We start from the raw sequence: 19,149 nt of genomic DNA, 5'->3' as shown, positions 1-19,149 counted from the left end.
TGATCGTCGTCGTACCCACCCATGACACACCACAGGCCCGGCAGATGTTCTGCCGGGCCTGTGGTGAAAGGACTTCTGGTGCCCTACTGGGCCGGGGCCTCGATGGCCTCGGAGGTCAGCAGACCAGCGTTGATCTCGCGCAGCGCGATCGAAAGCGGCTTCTCGTGGACGTGGGTGTCCACCAGCGGGCCGACGTACTCGAGCAGGCCCTCACCGAGCTGCGAGTAGTACGCGTTGATCTGACGCGCGCGCTTGGCCGCGTAGATCACGAGGCTGTACTTCGAGTCCGTGGCCTCGAGCAGCTCGTCGATCGGCGGGTTGATGATGCCCTCGGGCGCGGTGATGGAAGAGGACACGCTCTACCTTCCGAAGATGGGTGAAAGATTGGGCCGTCCTGGAATCGACCGAATCAAAAACATCGATCAACGATCAGACAACTGCCATCAAGGCTAGCAGCTCACGGGCTACGTCCTCGACGGAGGTGTTGACCAGGGTGGTGTCGAACTCGGACTCGGCAGCGAGCTCGATCTTGGCGGCGGCGAGCCGGCGCTCGATGACCTCCGCCGATTCGGTGCCCCGACCGGTCAGCCGGCGGACCAGCTCGTCCCAGCTCGGCGGTGCCAGGAAGACCAGCTGGGCGTCGGGCTTGGACTCGCGGACGAGTCGCGCGCCCTGGAGATCGATCTCCAGCAGTACCGGCTCGCCGTTGTCCAGGCGTTCCAGCACCGCGCCGCGGGGAGTGCCGTAGCGGTTGCCCGCGAACTCGGCCCACTCCAGGAGCTCGCCGTTGGCGATCAGCTTGTCGAACTCGTCGTCATTGACGAAGAAGTAGTGGACTCCGTGTCGCTCACCGGGCCGCGGCTTGCGGGTGGTGGCCGACACCGAGAGCCATACCTCGGGGTGAACCTTGCGCATATGCGCGACGACCGTGCTCTTGCCGACCCCTGAAGGGCCGGAGAGCACGGTCAGCCGCGGACGAACCTCTGCTGCCATAGAGCGATTATCCAGGTTCTCGGGACTGCCTGAGAACGCCGGGAGAACTTCAGTCGACGCCTCAGGCGCCGGTGCTGCCGAACTCGCGCTCCAGAGAGGCGATCTGGTTGGAACCGAGACCTCGGACACGCCGGGACTCGGAGATGCCGAGACGCTCCATGATCTGCTTGGCGCGCACCTTGCCCACGCCAGGCAGAGACTCCAGCAGGGCGGAGACCTTCATCTTGCCGATGACGTCGTTCTCCTGGCCCGTCTTGATGACCTCTTGGAGCGAGGCACCGGAGTGCTTGAGTCGATTCTTGACCTCGGCCCGCTCCCGGCGAGCCGCGGCGGCCTTTTCGAGCGCGGCTGCGCGCTGTTCAGGGGTAAGGGGCGGAAGAGCCACGCCTACGTCACCTCGGATGTCGAACTGTCGGATACGGACCGGCGGGCTGCCCGAAGGCACCACACCTGGCGAGCTCCCGAACAGCGATGAACTCGTTCGCTGCACGTTCACTCTGGTCGGAGACTAGCGGCCAACACCGCTCCAGTCAGCGAGAACGGACGAAAAGTCCTGGTCAGCCTCCACCGAACCGGACATCACCGACAAAATACCCCGGTTTTGTCCGATGAAGAGCGTTCGAGTTTCGCCAAGAAGTGCGGGAGGCCGTGCCGCGGAGCTGCGGCCGGCCTCCCCGAGCGAGCGATTACGCGGTGACGGCCTCGTGGATCTCGTCGGCGAAGCGCCGTGCCGAGTCGCGCAGGGCGCTCACGTCCGGACCGTGCTTCAGGACGCCCCGCGAGACGTTCGGGACGACGTTGCGCACCGCCTTGCCGAAGACGCCCGGCAGGTCCGCCGCCGTCGCGCCCTGCGCGCCGATGCCGGGGGCCAGCAGCGGCCCGTTGATGTCCAGGTCGAAGGAGGACAGATCGCCCAGCGTGGCGCCGACCACCGCGCCGAAGGAGCCCATGGGGGCGGCGTCCGCGTTCTCCGCCGCCAGGTGCGCCAGCATCGTCGCGCCGATCGTCCGGCCGTCCTCGCGGACCGCCCGCTGGACCTCGGCGCCCTCCGGGTTCGAGGTCAGCGCCAGGACGAACAGGCCCGCGCCCGACTCCCGGGCCAGGTCGACGGCCGGCTTCAGCGAGCCGTAGCCCAGGTACGGGGAGACCGTCAGCGCGTCCGAGAACAGCGGCGAGGCCGGGTCCAGGAAGGCCGAGGCGTACGCCGCCATGGTGGAGCCGATGTCGCCGCGCTTGGCGTCCATGACGACCAGGGTCCCGGCCGCGCGGGCGTCCGCGACGGCCCGCTCCAGGACGGCCACGCCCTTCGAGCCGAACCGCTCGAAGAAGGCCGCCTGGGGCTTGAAGACCGCCACCGACTCGGCGAGCGCCTCGACGACCGTGCGGGAGAACCGCTCCAGGCCCGCGATGTCGTCCTGCAGCCCCCACTGCGCCAGCAGGGCGGCGTGCGGGTCGATGCCCACGCACAGCGGGCCCCGGGAGTCCATCGCCGCGCGCAGGCGGGTGCCGAACGGGGTCACAGTCACTTGGTGGCCTTTCGGGTCTCGGCGCCCACCGCTTCGGCGAGCGTCGCGTACGGGCTGTTGGCCAGGCGCGCGGCGAGGCCCTTGTGGATGGCGCGGGCGTAGCACGGGCCCTCGTAGATGAAGGCGCTGTAGCCCTGGACCAGCGTGGCGCCGGCCAGGATCCGCTGCCAGGCGTCCTCGGCGTTCTCGATGCCGCCGACCCCGACCAGGACCAGGCGGTCCCCCACGCGGGCGTACAGGCGGCGCAGGACCTCCAGCGAGCGCTCCTTGACCGGGGCGCCGGAGAGCCCGCCGGTCTCCTTCACCAGGGACGGGGCGGACTTCAGGCCCAGCCCCTCGCGGGCGATGGTGGTGTTCGTCGCGATGATGCCGTCGAGGCCCAGCTCCAGGGCCAGGTCGGCGACCGCGTCGACGTCCTCGTCCGCCAGGTCGGGGGCGATCTTGACCAGCAGCGGCACCCGGCGGTCGGTCACCGTCCGGTCCGCGGCCTCGCGCACGGCCGTCAGCAGCGGGCGCAGCGACTCGGTGGCCTGGAGGTTGCGCAGGCCCGGGGTGTTCGGCGAGGAGACGTTGACCACGAGGTAGTCGGCGTGCCGGGCGAGGCGCTCGGTGGAGGCGACGTAGTCCCCCACGGCCTCCTCCTCGGGCACGACCTTGGTCTTGCCGATGTTGACGCCGACCACGGTCTTGAAGACGGCCTCACGGGCCGCCAGGCGGGCCGCCACGGCCGCCGAGCCCTCGTTGTTGAAGCCCATGCGGTTGATCAGCGCGCGGTCCGCCACGAGTCGGAAGAGCCGCTTCTTCGGGTTGCCGGGCTGCGGCTCGGCCGTGACCGTGCCGATCTCGATGTGGTCGAAGCCGAGCATCGACATGCCGTCGATGGCGACGGCGTTCTTGTCGAAGCCGGCGGCGAGTCCGAAGGGGCCGTGCATGCGCAAGCCGAGGGCCTCGGTGCGCAGCTCCTCGTAGCGCGGGGCCAGGGCGGCCGCGACGAAGGTGCGCAGCACGGGGGTGCGGGCGGCCAGGCGGATCCAGCGGAAGGCCAGGTAGTGGGCCTGCTCCGGGTCCATCCGCTTGAAGACCAGGTTGAAGAACGTTTTGTACATCGTCGGAAAATCCCTCTGCGCTCGTGAAGAGGGGGACACCCGTCGTGAAACCGGTGTCCCCCTCCCCGTGTCCGGGCTGGCTGTGCGGGCCTGCGTCAGTCGCGGGCTGCGGTCAGGTGCTCCGCGTGCTCCTGGAGGGAGCGCACGCCCACGTCGCCGCGGTTGAGCGCGTCGATGCCCTGGACGGCGGCGGCGAGCGCCTGGACCGTGGTCAGGCAGGGGACGCTGCGGGCCACGGCCGCCGTGCGGATCTCGTAGCCGTCGAGGCGGCCGCCGGTTCCGTACGGGGTGTTGACGATCAGGTCGACCTGGCCGTCGTGGATCAGCTGGACGATGGTCTTCTCGCCGCCCGGGCCCTCGCCCTCGCTGAGCTTGCGCACCACGGTGACGTTGATGCCGTTGCGGCGCAGCACCTCGGCGGTGCCGGAGGTGGCCATCAGCTCGAAGCCGTGGGCGACGAGCTCGCGCGCCGGGAAGATCATCGAGCGCTTGTCGCGGTTGGCGACGGAGATGAACGCGCGGCCCTTGGTGGGCAGCGGGCCGTAGGCGCCGGCCTGCGACTTGGCGTAGGCGGTGCCGAAGACGGCGTCGATGCCCATGACCTCGCCGGTGGAGCGCATCTCGGGGCCGAGGACGGTGTCCACGCCGCGGCCGTGGATGTCGCGGAAGCGCGACCACGGCATGACGGCCTCCTTGACGGAGATCGGCGCGTCGATCGGCAGGGTGCCGCCGTCGCCGGTCTTCGGCAGCAGGCCCTCGGCGCGCAGCTCGGCGATGGTGGTGCCGAGCGAGATGCGGGCGGCGGCCTTCGCGAGCGGGACCGCGGTGGCCTTCGAGGTGAAGGGGACGGTCCGGGAGGCGCGCGGGTTGGCCTCCAGGACGTAGAGGATGTCCCCGGCCATCGCGAACTGGATGTTGATCAGGCCGCGGACGCCGACGCCCTTGGCGATCGCCTCGGTGGAGGCGCGCAGGCGCTTGATGTCGTAGCCGCCGAGGGTGATCGGGGGCAGGGCGCAGGCCGAGTCGCCGGAGTGGATGCCGGCTTCCTCGATGTGCTCCATGACGCCGCCGAGGTAGAGCTCGTGGCCGTCGTAGAGGGCGTCCACGTCGATCTCGATCGCGTCGTCGAGGAACCGGTCGACCAGCACGGGGCGGGTCGGGGAGATCTCGGTGGACTCGGCGATGTACGACTCGAGGCGGGCCTCGTCGTAGACGATCTCCATGCCGCGGCCGCCGAGCACGTAGGACGGGCGGACCAGGACCGGGTAGCCGATCTCGTCGGCGATCGCCTTCGCACCCGCGAAGGTGGTGGCGGTGCCGTGCTTGGGGGCCGGCAGGCCCGCGTCGGCGAGGACCTGGCCGAAGGCGCCGCGGTCCTCGGCGGCGTGGATGGCCTCCGGAGAGGTGCCGACGACGGGGACGCCGTTGTCCTTGAGGGCCTGGGCGAGACCGAGGGGGGTCTGGCCGCCGAGCTGGACGACGACACCGGCGATGGGGCCGGCCAGCGACTCGGCGTGGACGATCTCCAGCACGTCCTCGAGCGTCAGCGGCTCGAAGTACAGGCGGTCGGAGGTGTCGTAGTCGGTGGAGACGGTCTCCGGGTTGCAGTTGACCATCACGGTCTCGTAGCCGGCGTCGCTGAGGGCGAAGGAGGCGTGGACGCAGGAGTAGTCGAACTCGATGCCCTGGCCGATGCGGTTCGGGCCGGAGCCCAGGATGATCACCGCGGGCTTGGTGCGGGGCGCGACCTCGGACTCCTCGTCGTACGAGGAGTAGAAGTACGGGGTCTTGGCGGCGAACTCGGCGGCGCAGGTGTCGACCGTCTTGTAGACCGGGCGGACGCCGAGGGCGTGCCGGACCTCGCGGACGACGTCCTCGCGCAGGCCGCGGATCTCGGCGATCTGGGCGTCGGAGAAGCCGTGGCGCTTGGCCTCGGCGAGCAGCTCGGGGCCGAGCTTCTCGGCGGCGGTCAGCTCGTCCGCGATCTCCTTGATGAGGAAGAGCTGGTCGACGAACCAGGGGTCGATCTTCGTGAACTCGAAGACCTCTTCCTGGGTGGCGCCGGCGCGGATGGCCTGCATGACGGTGTTGATGCGGCCGTCGGTCGGGCGGACCGCGGTGCGCAGCAGCTCGTCCTTGTCGCCGGTGGGGCCGACGAAGGTGAACTGCGAGCCCTTCTTCTCCAGGGAGCGCAGGGCCTTCTGGAGGGCCTCGGTGAAGTTGCGGCCGATGGCCATGGCCTCGCCGACCGACTTCATGGTCGTGGTGAGGGTGGCGTCGGCCAGCGGGAACTTCTCGAAGGCGAAGCGCGGGGCCTTGACGACGACGTAGTCGAGGGACGGCTCGAAGGAGGCCGGGGTCTGCTCGGTGATGTCGTTGGGGACCTCGTCGAGCGTGTAGCCGATGGCCAGCTTGGCGGCGATCTTGGCGATCGGGAAGCCGGTGGCCTTCGACGCGAGGGCCGAGGAGCGCGAGACGCGCGGGTTCATCTCGATGACGATGACGCGGCCGTCGGTCGGGTCGATCGCGAACTGAATGTTGCAGCCGCCGGTGTCGACGCCGACCTCGCGGATGATCGCGATGCCGATGTCGCGCAGGCGCTGGTACTCGCGGTCGGTCAGGGTCATCGCCGGGGCGACGGTGATCGAGTCACCGGTGTGGACGCCCATCGGGTCGAAGTTCTCGATGGAGCAGACGACGACCACGTTGTCCTTGGTGTCGCGCATCAGCTCCAGCTCGTACTCCTTCCAGCCGAGGATGGACTCCTCCAGGAGCACCTCGGTGGTCGGGGAGAGCGTGAGGCCCTGGCCGGCGATGCGGCGCAGCTCGTCCTCGTCGTGGGCGAAGCCGGAGCCGGCGCCGCCCATGGTGAAGGAGGGGCGGACGACGACGGGGTAGCCGCCGAGGGTGTCGACGCCCTTGATGACGTCGTCCATGGTGTGGCAGATGACCGAGCGGGCGGACTCGCCGTAGCCGATCTTGGCCTTGACGGCCTCGACGACGCCCTTGAAGAGGTCGCGGTCCTCGCCCTTGTTGATGGCCTCGACGTTGGCGCCGATGAGCTCGACGCCGTACTTCTCCAGCACGCCCTGCTCGTGCATGGAGATGGCGGTGTTGAGCGCGGTCTGGCCGCCGAGGGTGGGCAGGAGCGCGTCGGGGCGCTCCTTGGCGATGATCTTCTCGACGAACTCGGGGGTGATCGGCTCGACGTACGTGGCGTCGGCGATCTCCGGGTCGGTCATGATCGTCGCGGGGTTGGAGTTCACCAGGATGACCCGCAGGCCCTCGGCCTTGAGGATGCGGCAGGCCTGGGTGCCGGAGTAGTCGAACTCGGCGGCCTGTCCGATGACGATCGGGCCGGAGCCGATGACCAGGACGGACTGGATATCGGTGCGCTTAGGCACGCTCGGCCTCCATCAGGGCGGTTTCCATCAAAGACGTGAAGCGGTCGAAGAGGTACGCGGCGTCGTGCGGGCCGGCGGCCGCCTCGGGGTGGTACTGGACGCTGAAGGCCGGCTGGTCGAGCAGCTGGAGGCCTTCGACGACGTTGTCGTTCAGGCAGACGTGGGAGACCTCGGCGCGGCCGTAGGGGGTCTCGGTGACCCCGTCGAGGGGCGCGTCGACGGCGAAGCCGTGGTTGTGCGCGGTGATCTCGACCTTGCCGGTGGTGCGGTCCTGCACCGGCTGGTTGATGCCGCGGTGGCCGTACTTCAGCTTGTAGGTGCCGAAGCCGAGCGCGCGGCCCAGGATCTGGTTGCCGAAGCAGATGCCGAAGAGCGGCGTCTTGCGCTCCAGCACGCCCTGCATGACGGCGACGGGACCGTCTGCGGTGGCCGGGTCGCCCGGGCCGTTGGAGAAGAACACGCCGTCGGGGTTGACCGCGTAGACGTCCTCGACCGTGGCGGTGGCGGGCAGCACGTGCACCTCGATGCCGCGCTCGGCCATCCGGTGCGGGGTCATGCCCTTGATGCCGAGGTCGACGGCGGCGACGGTGAAGCGCTTCTCGCCGATCGCGGGGACGACGTACGCCTCCTTGGTGGCGACCTCGGCGGAGAGGTTCGCGCCCTTCATCTGCGGCTGCGACTGGACCTTGGCCAGCAGGGCCTCGTCGCGGATGCCGACCCAGGCCTCGCCCGAGAAGATGCCGACGCGCATGGCGCCGCGCTCGCGCAGGTGGCGGGTGAGGGCGCGGGTGTCGATGCCGGAGATCCCGACGACGCCCTGCTGCGCGAGCTCCTCGTCCAGCGAGCGCCGGGAGCGCCAGTTGGAGGGGACGCGGGCGGGGTCGCGCACGACGTAGCCGGCCACCCAGATGCGGGAGGACTCGGGGTCCTCGTCGTTGACGCCCGTGTTGCCCACGTGGGGGGCGGTCATCACGACGACCTGCCGGTGGTACGACGGGTCGGTGAGGGTCTCCTGGTATCCGGTCATGCCGGTGGAGAACACGGCCTCGCCGAAGGTCTCCCCCACAGCGCCGTAGGCGCGGCCGCGGAAGATCCGACCGTCCTCCAGGACGAGTACGGCGGGAGCTTTGGCTGCTCCCCTGGTGGAGGTCGTCATCGTTCGGCGCCTTCCGTCGTGATGGATGAGTTCATGAGATTGATGGCTTCGACCCAGGCGGCGTGTTCGGCCGCGCGGTCGGAGCGGAATCCGGAGTCGATCAGCTTGTCGCCGTGCGCCCAGGTGACGACGAGCAGACCGCCCTCGGTGAGTACCTTGCCCGCGATTCCCTTGTCGAGGCGGGCGCCGCGCAGCTGCGCGGCCGGTACGAAGAAGTCGCCCGCCCCCGGTCGGACCACGTCGAGGCCCGCGTCGGTGAGCGTGAGCTCGACCCGGCTGCGCAGGCCCAGACCGTGGGCGACGATCCGGTCGAGCCACTGCCCGGCGGTGGTGGACCCGTGGTACCGGCCGACCAGCGCCAGTCGGTGCTCGGGGAGGCCGTCGGGGGCGGCGGGGAGCTCAGGCAGATCGTTCTGCAGGGCCCCTCGCCATTTCCAGCCCTGCCGCATCAGCCAGTACACGAACGCAATGAAGACGACCAGGCCGATCACCCACGCGATGCGGGCGCCGAACTGGGTCACCTCCGCCGACTGTCGTTCGGCGGCCTCGGCGGCCAGTTGGATTACTGCAGGTGTCACGCCAGTTTCCCGTCCACGACCGTTGCCCGGCCCCGCAGGAAGGTATGAGTGACGCGCCCCGGCAGCTCACGGCCCTCGTAAGGCGTGTTGCGGCTGCGGGAGGCGAAGTGTGCGGGGTCCACGACACCACGGTACGAGGTATCGACCAAGGTCAGGTTCGCGGGTTCACCTGCCGAGACGGGACGGCCGTGGTTCTCGAGACTGCCGATGCGCGCCGGAGCGAAGGACATCCGCTCGGCGACGCCCACCCAGTCGAGCAGTCCGGTCTCGACCATCGTCTGCTGGACGACGGAGAGCGCGGTCTCCAGGCCGACCATGCCCATGGCGGCGGCGGCCCACTCGCAGTCCTTGTCCTCGTGCGGGTGCGGGGCGTGGTCGGTGGCGACGATGTCGATCGTGCCGTCGGCAAGCGCCTCGCGCAGGGCCAGCACGTCGCGCTCGGTGCGCAGCGGCGGGTTGACCTTGTAGACCGCGTTGTACGAGCGCACGAGCTCCTCGGTGAGGAGGAGGTGGTGCGGGGTGACCTCGGCGGTGACGTCGATGCCGCGGGACTTGGCCCAGCGGACGATCTCGACGGAGCCGGCGGTGGAGAGGTGGCAGATGTGGACGCGGGAGCCGACGTGCTCGGCGAGCAGGACGTCGCGGGCGATGATCGACTCCTCGGCGACGGCCGGCCAGCCGCCGAGACCGAGTTCCGCGGAGACGATGCCCTCGTTCATCTGGGCGCCCTCGGTGAGGCGGGGCTCCTGGGCGTGCTGGGCGACGACGCCGCCGAAGGCCTTCACGTACTCCAGGGCGCGGCGCATGATCACGGCGTCGTCCACGCACTTGCCGTCGTCGGAGAAGACGGTGACGCGGGCGGCGGACTCGTGCATGGCGCCCAGCTCGGAGAGCTGCTTGCCCTCCAGGCCGACGGTGACGGCGCCGATGGGCTGCACGTCGCAGTAGCCGGACTCCTTGCCCAGGCGCCAGACCTGCTCGACGACGCCGGCGGTGTCGGCGACCGGGAAGGTGTTCGCCATGGCGAACACGGCGGTGTAGCCGCCGGAGGCGGCGGCGCGGGTGCCGGTGAGGACGGTCTCGGAGTCCTCGCGGCCGGGCTCGCGCAGGTGGGTGTGCAGGTCGACGAGGCCGGGGAGGAGGACCTGTCCCTCGGCTTCGATGACGGTCGCGCCGTCGGCGGACAGGTCCTGGCCGACCTCGGCGATGGTCTCGCCGTCGATCAGGACGTCCTGCGCCTCGCCGCCGAGTACCTTCGCGCCACGGATAAGGATCTTGCTCATGATTACTTGCTCTCCTCGGTACGGGCGGGGGCGGCGGGGGTGGTCGTGACGGCGGGCTGGGAGCCTCCGAGCAACAGGTACAGGACGGCCATCCGGGTGGAGACGCCGTTGGCGACCTGCTCGACGGCCGTGCAGCGGTCGGAGTCGGCGACCTGGGCGGTGATCTCCATGCCGCGGTTCATTGGGCCGGGGTGCATCACGATGGCGTGCTCGGGCATCTTCGCCATGCGGTCGCCGTCGAGCCCGTACCGGCGGGAGTACTCGCGCTCGGTCGGGAAGAAGGCGGCGTTCATGCGTTCGCGCTGCACACGCAGCATCATCACCGCATCGGACTTCGGCAGCACCTCGTCGAGGTTGTACGAGACCTCGCAGGGCCAGGTCTCCACGCCGATCGGGACGAGGGTGGGCGGGGCCACCAGGGTGACCTCGGCGCCGAGGGTGTGCAGCAGGTGGACGTTGGAGCGGGCCACGCGGCTGTGCAGGACGTCGCCGACGATGGTGATCCGGCGGCCGTTCAGGTCCTTGCCGAGGCCGGCGTCGCGGCCGACCAGGCGGCGGCGCATGGTGAAGGCGTCCAGCAGGGCCTGGGTGGGGTGCTCGTGGGTGCCGTCGCCGGCGTTGACGACGGCGGAGTCGATCCAGCCGGAGGTCGCGAGCCGGTAGGGGGCGCCGGAGGCGTGGTGGCGGATGACGACCGCGTCGGCGCCCATGGCCTCCAGGGTGAGGGCGGTGTCCTTCAGGGATTCGCCCTTGGAAACGGACGAACCCTTCGCGGAGAAGTTGATGACGTCGGCCGAGAGCCGCTTGGCGGCCGCCTCGAAGGAGATCCGGGTGCGGGTGGAGTCCTCGAAGAAGAGGTTGACGACGGTGAGGCCGCGCAAGGTGGGCAGCTTCTTGATCGGCCGGTCCGCGACACGGGCCATCTCCTCGGCGGTGTCGAGGATCAGGACGGCGTCGTCGCGCGTGAGGTCGGCGGCCGAGATGAGGTGGCGCTTCATCTGGATGGCTCCGTAGGTCTGGAGGGCAGGCGGACTGACGGGCGGAGGTGCGAGCGGTCAGGGCAGGGCAGGCCTCGGCGCGGGCCCGGTCGGGGCCCGTCACTCGAACGGTCTACTGGCCTGCTGCCTGGGCGGTCCGCTGGCCGAGCAGCACGGCGTCACGGCCGTCCTCCTCCTGGAGCTGGACCTTGACGGTCTCCCGCAGCGACGTGGGGAGGTTCTTGCCGACGTAGTCGGCGCGGATCGGCAGTTCGCGGTGGCCCCTGTCGACGAGGACCGCGAGCTGCACGGCGCGGGGGCGGCCGAGGTCGCCGAGGGCGTCGAGGGCGGCGCGGATGGTGCGTCCGGAGAAGAGCACGTCGTCGACGAGGACGACGAGGCGGCCGTCGAGGTCGTCGCCGGGGATCTCGGTGCGGCCGATCGCGCGGGCGGGCTTCATCCGCAGGTCGTCGCGGTACATGGTGATGTCGAGGGAGCCGACCGGGATCTTCGTACCGGTGATCTCTTCGAGCTTGGCGGCCAGCCGGCGGGCGAGGAAGACGCCGCGGGTGGGGATGCCGAGGAGCACCACGTCGTCGGCGCCCTTGGCGCGTTCGACGATCTCGTGGGCGATGCGGGTCAGGACCCGCGCGATGTCCTGCGCTTCGAGTACGGGGCGCATGGAATCGGCGTTCTGCTGGGTGTCCATGAAAAGGACCTCCTTCTCCGCCTCACGGGACGGACCTTAAAGGACGTCTGATGTACGTCTCACACGGTACCAGGGAGAGGCCGGTGGCTCGGACCCGGCCGGTACGGAATGGCTCTCACAGGGCTGCTGGAACGGACCCCCAGGGGGGCGACGAAGACCATTCGGCTTGACGCATCCAAGTAACGCTGCGTAACCTCACAGTGAGTTACCAGCCGCGCGGCGGAGCCGCACGTAGTTACGTAGTCGCAGTGTCCACCAGTCACAGCGTCACAGCGTCCGGGAGCGTTATGTCCAGCGAATACGCCAAACAGCTCGGGGCCAAGCTCCGCGCCATCCGCACCCAGCAGGGCCTTTCCCTCCACGGTGTCGAGGAGAAGTCCCAGGGTCGGTGGAAGGCCGTGGTGGTCGGTTCTTACGAGCGCGGGGACCGCGCCGTGACCGTCCAGCGTCTTGCCGAGCTGGCGGACTTCTACGGGGTTCCGGTGCAGGAACTGCTTCCGGGTACGACTCCCGGCGGGGCTGCCGAGCCGCCGCCGAAGCTGCGTCTCGACCTGGAGCGCCTGGCGGGCGTCCCCGCCGAGAAGGCCGGTCCGCTCCAGCGTTACGCGGCGACCATCCAGAGCCAGCGCGGCGACTACAACGGCAAGGTGCTGTCGATCCGCCAGGACGACCTGCGCACCCTGGCCGTGATCTACGACCAGTCCCCCTCGGTCCTGACCGAGCAGCTGATCAGCTGGGGCGTGCTGGACGCGGACGCCCGTCGCGCGGTGGCGCACGAGGAGCTCTGAGTCTCGGGCTCGGGACCAGCAGAAACGTTTACCGGTGGGCGCCGGACCCTTGCGGGGGTCCGGCGCCCACCGGTTTTTTCGTCCTGCATCCCGCCCCGCACACGGAGCCCCGCGTACGGAAGGGCCCGCAACGCGTGCGTTGCGGGCCCTTCCGTACGGCGGTGCCGGTGCCGGTCCGTGCGGTCAGCTCTCGCTGCGCCGCAGGCTCGGCTTCAGGTCCTTGAAGCGGGCCAGCAGCCCGTTCACGAACGAGGGGGACTCGTCCGTCGAAAACTCCTTGGCCAGCTGGACGGCCTCGTCGATGGCCACGGCGTCCGGGGTGTCGTCCACCCAGATCAGCTCGTAGGCACCGAGCCGCAGGATGTTCCGGTCGGCGACCGGCATGCGGTCGAGGTCCCAGTCCACGGCGTAGGTGATGATCAGATCGTCGATGCGGTTCACCTTGTCGGCGTAACCCTCGACGAGATCCATCGTGAAGGCGCTGACCGGCGGCTGCCGGTCGTCCGACCGCGCGTGGCGGATCCAGTCCGCGAGGACCTCGCGTACGGGCACCCCGCGCTGGTCGGCCTCGAAAAGGATCTGGAAGGCGCGCTTGCGCGCATTGCTCCGAGCAGCCACGGGTTAGTTGCTCTTCCGGCCGAGGTAGTCGCTGGTGCGGGTGTCGACCTTGACCGTCTCGCCGGTGGTGACGAAGAGCGGGACCTGGATCTCGTAGCCGGTCTCCAGGGTGGCGGGCTTGGTGCCACCGGTGGAGCGGTCGCCCTGGACGCCCGGGTCGGTGTGCTCGATCTTGAGCTCGACCGCGGCCGGGAGCTCGACGTAGAGCACCTCGCCCTCGTGCTGGGCGACAGAGGCGGTGAAGCCCTCGATCAGGAAGTTGGCGGCGTCGCCGACAGCCTTCTTGTCCACCATCAGCTGGTCGAAGGTGGTCATGTCCATGAAGACGAAGTACTCGCCGTCCATGTAAGAGAACTGCATGTCACGGCGGTCGATGGTGGCCGTCTCGACCTTCGTGCCGGCGTTGAACGTCTTGTCGACGACCTTGCCGGAGAGCACGTGCTTGAGCTTGGTGCGCACGAAGGCCGGGCCCTTGCCGGGCTTGACGTGCTGGAACTCGACGACGGACCAGAGCTGGTCACCGTCGAGCTTGAGCACCATGCCGTTCTTGAGGTCGTTCGTGGAAGCCACGGTTGCGGAATCTCCTGCACTGGAAGACCACGGGTGCGCGCACAGCCCGGCAGAGCCGGCTAGAGCGCGAGCAGCTCCTTGGTCGTAATGGTGAGTAGCTCGGGACCGCCGTCCGCCTCGGGGCGCACGACGAGCGTGTCATCGATCCGGACACCTCCCCGGCCCGGGAGGTGAACCCCCGGTTCGACGGTGACCGGCACGCAAGCGTCCAGTTTACCCATTGCCGTAGGTGCAAGCTGCGGGTCCTCGTCGATTTCGAGGCCCACGCCGTGTCCGGTCCACGGAGCGAGGGCTTCCGAGTGGCCTGCGGAGTCCAGGACGGAGCGTGCGGCATGGTCCACGTCCCGGTACGCGGCCCCGGGCAGCAGGGCCTCGCGCCCGGCCCGCTGGGCGGTGAAGACGAGGTCGTACAGCTCGATCTGCCAGTCTGCCGGACTGGTGCCGATCACGAAGGTCCGCCCGATCTCGCACCGGTAGCCGCGGTAGTTGGCGCCCAGACAGACCGTGAGGAAGTCACCCTCCTCCACCCTGCGGTCGGAGGGCCGGTGCCGGGAGCGGCCGGAGTGCGGGCCGGTGCCGACGGAGGTCGGGAAGGCGGGGCCGTCCGCCCCGTGGTCGACGAGCCGCCGCTCCAGTTCCAGGGCGAGGTGCCGCTCGGTGCGCCCGACGAGGATCGACTCCAGCAGCTCCCCGAGGGCCTGGTCGGCGATCTCGGCGGCGATCCGCAGGCAGGCGATCTCCTCCTCGTCCTTGACGAGGCGCTGCTGCTCCACGGCCGTACCGAGGTCCGCGAGGCGCAGTTTGGGCGCGACGGAGCGCAGGGCCCGGTGGCGGCCGACGGTGAGGTGGTGTTCCTCCACCGCGAGCGAGTCGGCCCGCAGGGAGGCGGCCAGATCGGCGGCCGCGACGGCCGGGTCACCACCGGGGCTGCCCAGGACGGTCACGTCCAGGTGCTCATCGAGGCGGCCCTCGTCCGCCTCGCCGGTGGGTGCGCCGGCGCAGAACAGCATGTCCTCGGTGGGGCCGACGAGCAGCACCGCATCGAGCGGGGACGCCCCGGAGAGGTAGCGGACGTTCGCCGGACGCGTGATCAGTGCGGCGGCGCTCCCCGCGGCGACACATCGGTCGCGAAGCAGGTCCCGGCGGGCGGCGTACACGTCTGACATGTCTTCGAGCGTACGAGCGCCCCGCCGATCCGGCCCGGCGAGCGCGTCCGGACGGGCCCGGGCCCGGCCGGACCGCGAGAGGCGCCCGGAGGCGACGCCCCCCGGCTACCCGGGCCGGCCGCCGGGGGCCGAGAGGGCCCGGGCCAGGGCCTCGTCGAGGGCGCGTGCGGTGCCTTCGATGTCCAGGTGGGAGTTGTCGATGATCGGCAGTCCGGAGCCGTACCAGCCGGCCATCCTGCCGTGGATCCGCGCGACTTCCTCGTCGGAGAGCCGGCGGTTGCCGGAACGGGCCGCGTTGCGCTCCAGGACGATCTCCAAGCCGGGCAGCAGCACGACCGGCAGCAGCGTGGGGCCCACGTGCCGCTTCCAGCCGCCCAGCCCGACCACGGGCCGGTCCGGGAAGACGGCGTCGTCCAGGATGCAGGAGATGCCGTTCGCCAGGTAGTTGCGGGCGGCGAAGCCGCAGGTGCGGCGGGCGAGCCGGTACTGGGCCTCGGAGTGTTCGTTCCAGCCCGCCTGGGGGTCCGCGAAGCCGGAGCACACCCACTCGCGGACGTCGTCCAGGCTGACGTGGGCGGTCGGCACGGGCCGGGTGCTGGCCCAGTGCCGGGCGACGGTGGTCTTACCGGCGCCGGCCGGGCCGATCAGCAGGACGGCGAGGACCGCCCCGCCGGTGCCCGGCACTGCGGGAGGCAACGGGATGTGCCCGGTGGCCTCCGGAACGGCGGGCACCGGCTGCGACTGATGGTGCTGATGATGCTGGTGGGGTGGCTGATGAGGCTGGTGGGGCGGCTGGGGCGGAGACTGCGGCGGGGGCGAACCCGGCCAGCCCTGCGCCGGGGGTATCGGCGGCTGCGGGGGCGCCGACGGACGCGGTCCCGGCTGCCCCCAGCCCGCGCCCCCGCCCCCCACTCCGTGCTGCATCCGCTGCCACTCCGTCTCGTTCCGGCGACTGATGCGAGAACGTTATATGACTGCCGGGGTCCGGCCGTCCACCAGCACCGTCAGGCAGGGTGTCAGGCGGAGATCTCGTCCGCCAGTGCGCGCAGCGCCAGCCGGTACGAACCGATGCCGAAGCCCGCCACCGTACCGGTCGCCACGGCCGCGATGACCGAGGTGTGCCGGAACTCCTCGCGGGCGTACGGGTTCGAGATGTGCACCTCGATCAGCGGCGCCGTGCGCTGCGCGGCCGCGTCCCGCATGGCGTACGAGTAGTGGGTGAAGGCCCCCGGGTTGATGACCACGGGGATCTTTCCGTCCGCCGCCTCGTGCAGCCAGCGGATCAACTCGCCCTCGTCGTTGGTCTCGCGGACCTCGACGTCGAAGCCGAGCTCCTCGCCCAGCGAGCGGCAGCTCTCCACCAAACCCGCGTACGAGGTGGCCCCGTACACATCGGGCTCGCGCGAGCCGAGCCGGCCCAGGTTCGGGCCGTTCAGCACGAGGACGGGGCGGCTCACGCCGACACCTCGCCGTAGGCGGCGACCAGGTGCGCCGGGTCGGGGCCCTCCAGGACGGTCGGCTTGGCCAGCCCGTCCAGGACGATGAAGCGCAGCAGGTTGCCGCGGGACTTCTTGTCGACCTGCATGGTCTGGAGCAGCTTGGACCACTGGTCGCCGCGGTAGGTCAGCGGCAGTCCGACCGAGGCGAGGACCGCCTTGTGCCGGTCGGCCGTCGCGTCGTCGAGGCGGCCCGCGAGCCGGCCGAGCTCGGCGGCGAAGACCATGCCGACGGACACGGCCGCGCCGTGCCGCCACTTGTAGCGCTCGTTCTTCTCGATGGCGTGCGCGAGGGTGTGGCCGTAGTTGAGGATCTCGCGCAGCCCCGACTCCTTGAGGTCGCTGGAGACCACGTCGGCCTTGACCTGGATGGAGCGCACGATGAGCTCGGCGGTGTGCGGGCCCTCGGGCGTACGCGCCGCCGCCGGGTCCTCCTCGATCAGGTCGAGGATCACCGGGTCGGAGATGAACCCGGCCTTGATGATCTCGGCGAGGCCGCTGACGTAGTCGTTGACCGGCAGCGAGTCCAGTGCCGCCAGGTCGCAGAGCACACCGGCCGGCGGGTGGAAGGCGCCCACCAGGTTCTTGCCTTCGGCGGTGTTGATGCCGGTCTTGCCGCCGACCGCCGCGTCCACCATCGCGAGGACGGTGGTCGGTACGGCGACCCAGCGCACGCCGCGCAGCCAGCTGGCCGCGACGAAGCCCGCGAGGTCGGTGGTGGCTCCCCCGCCGACGCCGACGATCACGTCGGTGCGGGTGAAGCCGGACTGGCCCAGGGCCTTCCAGCAGTAGGCCGCGACCTCGATCGTCTTGGCCTCCTCGGCGTTCGGCACCTGGATGGCGACCGCCTCGTAGCCCTGCTCGGCCAGGTCGTCGCGCAGCGCCTCTCCGGTCGAGGCCAACGCCTCGGGGTGGATCACGGCGACCCGCTGGGCCTTCGTACCGATCAGGGAGCCGAGCTCGCCGAGCAGCTGTCGCCCGACCAGCACGTCGTACGCGTCGTGTCCGGCGCTCTCGCCGACGTGGATGCGCGTCACCTGGTCTGTCATACGTCCTTCAACTCCAGAGCGTCGAGGACCGCCTGGGCGACCTCTTCGGGGGTGCGGTCGTCGGTGGCCACCACGACGCGCGCGACTTCGGTGTACAGGGGGCGCCGGGCGTCCATCAGCTCGCGCCACTGGCGGCGCGGGTTGACGGCGAGCAGCGGGCGGGCGGCGCCGAGGCCCACGCGCCGTACGGCTTCCTCGACGTCCATCGACAGATAGGCGACGGGCAGGCCGGCCAGCAGCTCGCGGGTGCCCTCGTCGAGGACGGCGCCGCCGCCGAGGGCGAGGACTCCGGTGTGTCCGGCGACGGCGGCGGCGACCGCCTGCCGCTCCAGCTCGCGGAAGTACGGCTCGCCCTCGTCGACGAAGATGTCGGAGATCTCCCGGCCCTGGGCCAGGACGATGTCGGCGTCGGTGTCCCGGTAGGGGACGCCGAGCCGCTCGGCGAGCAGCGCCCCCACCGTGGACTTGCCGGACCCCATGGGCCCGACGAGGACGACGAGCGGTCCGGCCGTCACCGGATCTGCAGGTTGTCGAGGTAGGACCGGACGTTGCGACGGGTCTCGGGGACCGAGTCGCCGCCGAACTTCTCGACGACGGCGTCGGCCAGCACGAGGGCGACCATCGCCTCGGCGACGATGCCGGCGGCAGGCACGGCGCACACGTCGGAGCGCTGGTGGTGGGCCACGGCCGCCTCTCCCGTGGCCACGTCGACGGTCGCCAGCGCGCGCGGAACGGTCGCGATGGGCTTCATCGCGGCGCGTACGCGCAGCAGTTCGCCGGTGGTCAGTCCGCCCTCGGTGCCGCCGGAGCGGCCGGAGGTGCGCTTGATGCCCTCGGGCGTGGAGACGATCTCGTCGTGCGCCTTGGAGCCGGGCACGCGGGCGAGCTCGAAGCCGTCGCCGACCTCGACGCCCTTGATGGCCTGGATGCCCATGAGGGCGGCGGCGAGGCGCGCGTCGAGCCGGCGGTCCCAGTGGACGTGCGAACCGAGGCCGACCGGAACGCCGTAGGCCAGCACCTCGACGACACCGCCGAGGGTGTCGCCGTCCTTGTGGGCCTGGTCGATCTCCGCGACCATCGCCTTCGACGCGTCGGCGTCCAGGCAGCGCACCGGGTCGGCGTCGAGCTTGTCGACATCGGCGGGGGTCGGGTAGACGCCGTAGGGGGCCTTGGCCGCGGCCAGTTCCACCACGTGCGAGACGATCTCGATGCCCGCGACCTCCTTGATGAAGGAACGGGCGACGGCGCCGAGGGCGACGCGGGCGGCGGTCTCACGGGCGCTGGCGCGCTCCAGGATCGGCCTGGCCTCGTCGAAGCCGTACTTCTGCATGCCCGCGAGGTCGGCGTGGCCGGGGCGCGGACGGGTCAGCGGCGCGTTGCGGCCGGTCTCCTTCAGCAGCGAGGGGTCGACCGGGTCGGCCGACATGACCGTCTCCCACTTGGGCCACTCGGTGTTGCCGATCATGACCGCGACCGGGCCGCCCTGGGACAGCCCGTGGCGGACGCCGCCGAGGAAGGTGATCTCGTCCTGCTCGAACTTCATGCGGGCACCGCGGCCATAGCCGAGCCGGCGCCGGGCCAGGTGATCGGCCACCAGCTCGGTGGTGACCGGGACGCCGGCGGGAAGGCCCTCCAGCGTCGCGACCAGTGCCGGTCCGTGCGACTCTCCTGCGGTCAGCCAACGCAACCTGCTCAACGATGCTCCTCATGCTCGCGCCTGGTACAGCGAC

At 70.6% G+C, this 19,149-nt stretch carries 20 protein-coding genes; 1 reads left to right on the top strand and 19 read right to left on the bottom strand.

The annotated features are described in order from the left end of the window. Positions 1-83: 83 nt before the first annotated feature. The 11 genes from rpoZ to pyrR all read right to left on the bottom strand — a co-directional run bounded on the left by rpoZ (position 84) and on the right by pyrR (position 11,732). Complete coding sequence (gene rpoZ / locus ACIQK6_RS21950) at positions 84-356, bottom strand: DNA-directed RNA polymerase subunit omega (RefSeq protein WP_004948662.1); 273 nt, start codon at positions 354-356, stop codon at positions 84-86. Between the two features lie 73 nt (positions 357-429). Beyond that, complete coding sequence (gene gmk, locus ACIQK6_RS21945) at positions 430-993, bottom strand: guanylate kinase (protein WP_030008745.1); 564 nt, start codon at positions 991-993, stop codon at positions 430-432. A gap of 61 nt (positions 994-1,054) precedes the next feature. Next, a complete protein-coding gene (locus ACIQK6_RS21940; protein WP_030008746.1) occupies positions 1,055-1,378 on the bottom strand; it encodes an integration host factor in 324 nt (107 codons plus the stop codon). A 301-nt stretch (positions 1,379-1,679) separates the two neighbouring features. Then, positions 1,680-2,519, bottom strand: a complete 840-nt coding sequence (pyrF, locus tag ACIQK6_RS21935; RefSeq protein WP_329104040.1) for an orotidine-5'-phosphate decarboxylase — start codon at positions 2,517-2,519, stop codon at positions 1,680-1,682. After that, entirely contained in the window at positions 2,516-3,625 is a 1,110-nt protein-coding gene (locus ACIQK6_RS21930) for a quinone-dependent dihydroorotate dehydrogenase (RefSeq protein ID WP_402695287.1), read from the bottom strand. The genes pyrF and ACIQK6_RS21930 overlap by 4 nt, the downstream gene beginning before the upstream one ends. A 95-nt stretch (positions 3,626-3,720) precedes the next feature. Then, positions 3,721-7,029, bottom strand: a complete 3,309-nt coding sequence (gene carB, locus ACIQK6_RS21925; protein WP_402695286.1) for a carbamoyl-phosphate synthase large subunit — start codon at positions 7,027-7,029, stop codon at positions 3,721-3,723. Beyond that, positions 7,022-8,185 (bottom strand): glutamine-hydrolyzing carbamoyl-phosphate synthase small subunit, encoded by a 1,164-nt coding sequence (carA, locus tag ACIQK6_RS21920; protein WP_329104034.1) that lies wholly within the window; start codon positions 8,183-8,185, stop codon positions 7,022-7,024. The genes carB and carA overlap by 8 nt, the downstream gene beginning before the upstream one ends. Further along, positions 8,182-8,763, bottom strand: coding sequence for a hypothetical protein (locus ACIQK6_RS21915; protein ID WP_329104032.1), 582 nt, complete (start codon positions 8,761-8,763; stop codon positions 8,182-8,184). Before ACIQK6_RS21915 ends, carA begins: the two co-directional genes overlap by 4 nt. Then, complete coding sequence (locus tag ACIQK6_RS21910) at positions 8,760-10,046, bottom strand: dihydroorotase (RefSeq protein WP_329104030.1); 1,287 nt, start codon at positions 10,044-10,046, stop codon at positions 8,760-8,762. Before ACIQK6_RS21910 ends, ACIQK6_RS21915 begins: the two co-directional genes overlap by 4 nt. Before the next feature lie 2 nt (positions 10,047-10,048). Next, on the bottom strand, positions 10,049-11,044 hold the full coding sequence (locus tag ACIQK6_RS21905; protein ID WP_329104028.1) for an aspartate carbamoyltransferase catalytic subunit: 996 nt from the start codon (positions 11,042-11,044) through the stop codon (positions 10,049-10,051). Between the two features lie 112 nt (positions 11,045-11,156). Further along, complete coding sequence (gene pyrR / locus ACIQK6_RS21900) at positions 11,157-11,732, bottom strand: bifunctional pyr operon transcriptional regulator/uracil phosphoribosyltransferase PyrR (protein ID WP_402695285.1); 576 nt, start codon at positions 11,730-11,732, stop codon at positions 11,157-11,159. Positions 11,733-12,019: 287 nt separating this feature from the next. Here pyrR and bldD point away from each other — a divergent pair, with 287 nt between their 5' ends. Next, positions 12,020-12,520 carry a transcriptional regulator BldD gene (gene bldD / locus ACIQK6_RS21895; protein WP_030008755.1) on the top strand — a complete coding sequence of 167 codons (501 nt, stop codon included), beginning with the start codon at positions 12,020-12,022 and terminating at the stop codon, positions 12,518-12,520. Positions 12,521-12,703: 183 nt separating this feature from the next. Here bldD and nusB read toward each other — a convergent pair whose 3' ends face one another. The 8 genes from nusB to aroC form a co-directional block, all read right to left on the bottom strand. Then, on the bottom strand, positions 12,704-13,138 hold the full coding sequence (nusB, locus tag ACIQK6_RS21890) for a transcription antitermination factor NusB (RefSeq protein WP_030008756.1): 435 nt from the start codon (positions 13,136-13,138) through the stop codon (positions 12,704-12,706). Positions 13,139-13,141: 3 nt separating this feature from the next. Then, on the bottom strand, positions 13,142-13,708 hold the full coding sequence (gene efp / locus ACIQK6_RS21885) for an elongation factor P (protein ID WP_030008757.1): 567 nt from the start codon (positions 13,706-13,708) through the stop codon (positions 13,142-13,144). A gap of 59 nt (positions 13,709-13,767) precedes the next feature. Further along, complete coding sequence (locus tag ACIQK6_RS21880) at positions 13,768-14,874, bottom strand: aminopeptidase P family protein (protein WP_329104023.1); 1,107 nt, start codon at positions 14,872-14,874, stop codon at positions 13,768-13,770. 105 nt (positions 14,875-14,979) lie between these two features. Next, positions 14,980-15,798 (bottom strand): AAA family ATPase, encoded by an 819-nt coding sequence (locus tag ACIQK6_RS21875; protein ID WP_329104021.1) that lies wholly within the window; start codon positions 15,796-15,798, stop codon positions 14,980-14,982. A gap of 92 nt (positions 15,799-15,890) precedes the next feature. After that, positions 15,891-16,331, bottom strand: coding sequence for a type II 3-dehydroquinate dehydratase (gene aroQ, locus ACIQK6_RS21870; RefSeq protein WP_329104019.1), 441 nt, complete (start codon positions 16,329-16,331; stop codon positions 15,891-15,893). Beyond that, positions 16,328-17,419 carry a 3-dehydroquinate synthase gene (aroB, locus tag ACIQK6_RS21865; protein WP_301372379.1) on the bottom strand — a complete coding sequence of 364 codons (1,092 nt, stop codon included), beginning with the start codon at positions 17,417-17,419 and terminating at the stop codon, positions 16,328-16,330. The genes aroQ and aroB overlap by 4 nt, the downstream gene beginning before the upstream one ends. Beyond that, on the bottom strand, positions 17,416-17,934 hold the full coding sequence (locus ACIQK6_RS21860; RefSeq protein WP_401685880.1) for a shikimate kinase: 519 nt from the start codon (positions 17,932-17,934) through the stop codon (positions 17,416-17,418). The genes aroB and ACIQK6_RS21860 overlap by 4 nt, the downstream gene beginning before the upstream one ends. Next, on the bottom strand, positions 17,931-19,115 hold the full coding sequence (gene aroC, locus ACIQK6_RS21855) for a chorismate synthase (RefSeq protein ID WP_329104012.1): 1,185 nt from the start codon (positions 19,113-19,115) through the stop codon (positions 17,931-17,933). Before aroC ends, ACIQK6_RS21860 begins: the two co-directional genes overlap by 4 nt. Positions 19,116-19,149 lie beyond the last annotated feature (34 nt).

It is taken from the genome of Streptomyces sp. NPDC091682, from assembly GCF_044756625.1.
In the GTDB taxonomy this organism is placed as follows: Bacteria; Actinomycetota; Actinomycetes; order Streptomycetales; family Streptomycetaceae; genus Streptomyces.
The sequence above is the reverse complement of the archived record's forward strand: the minus strand, read 5'-3'. Positions and strand labels throughout refer to the sequence as shown.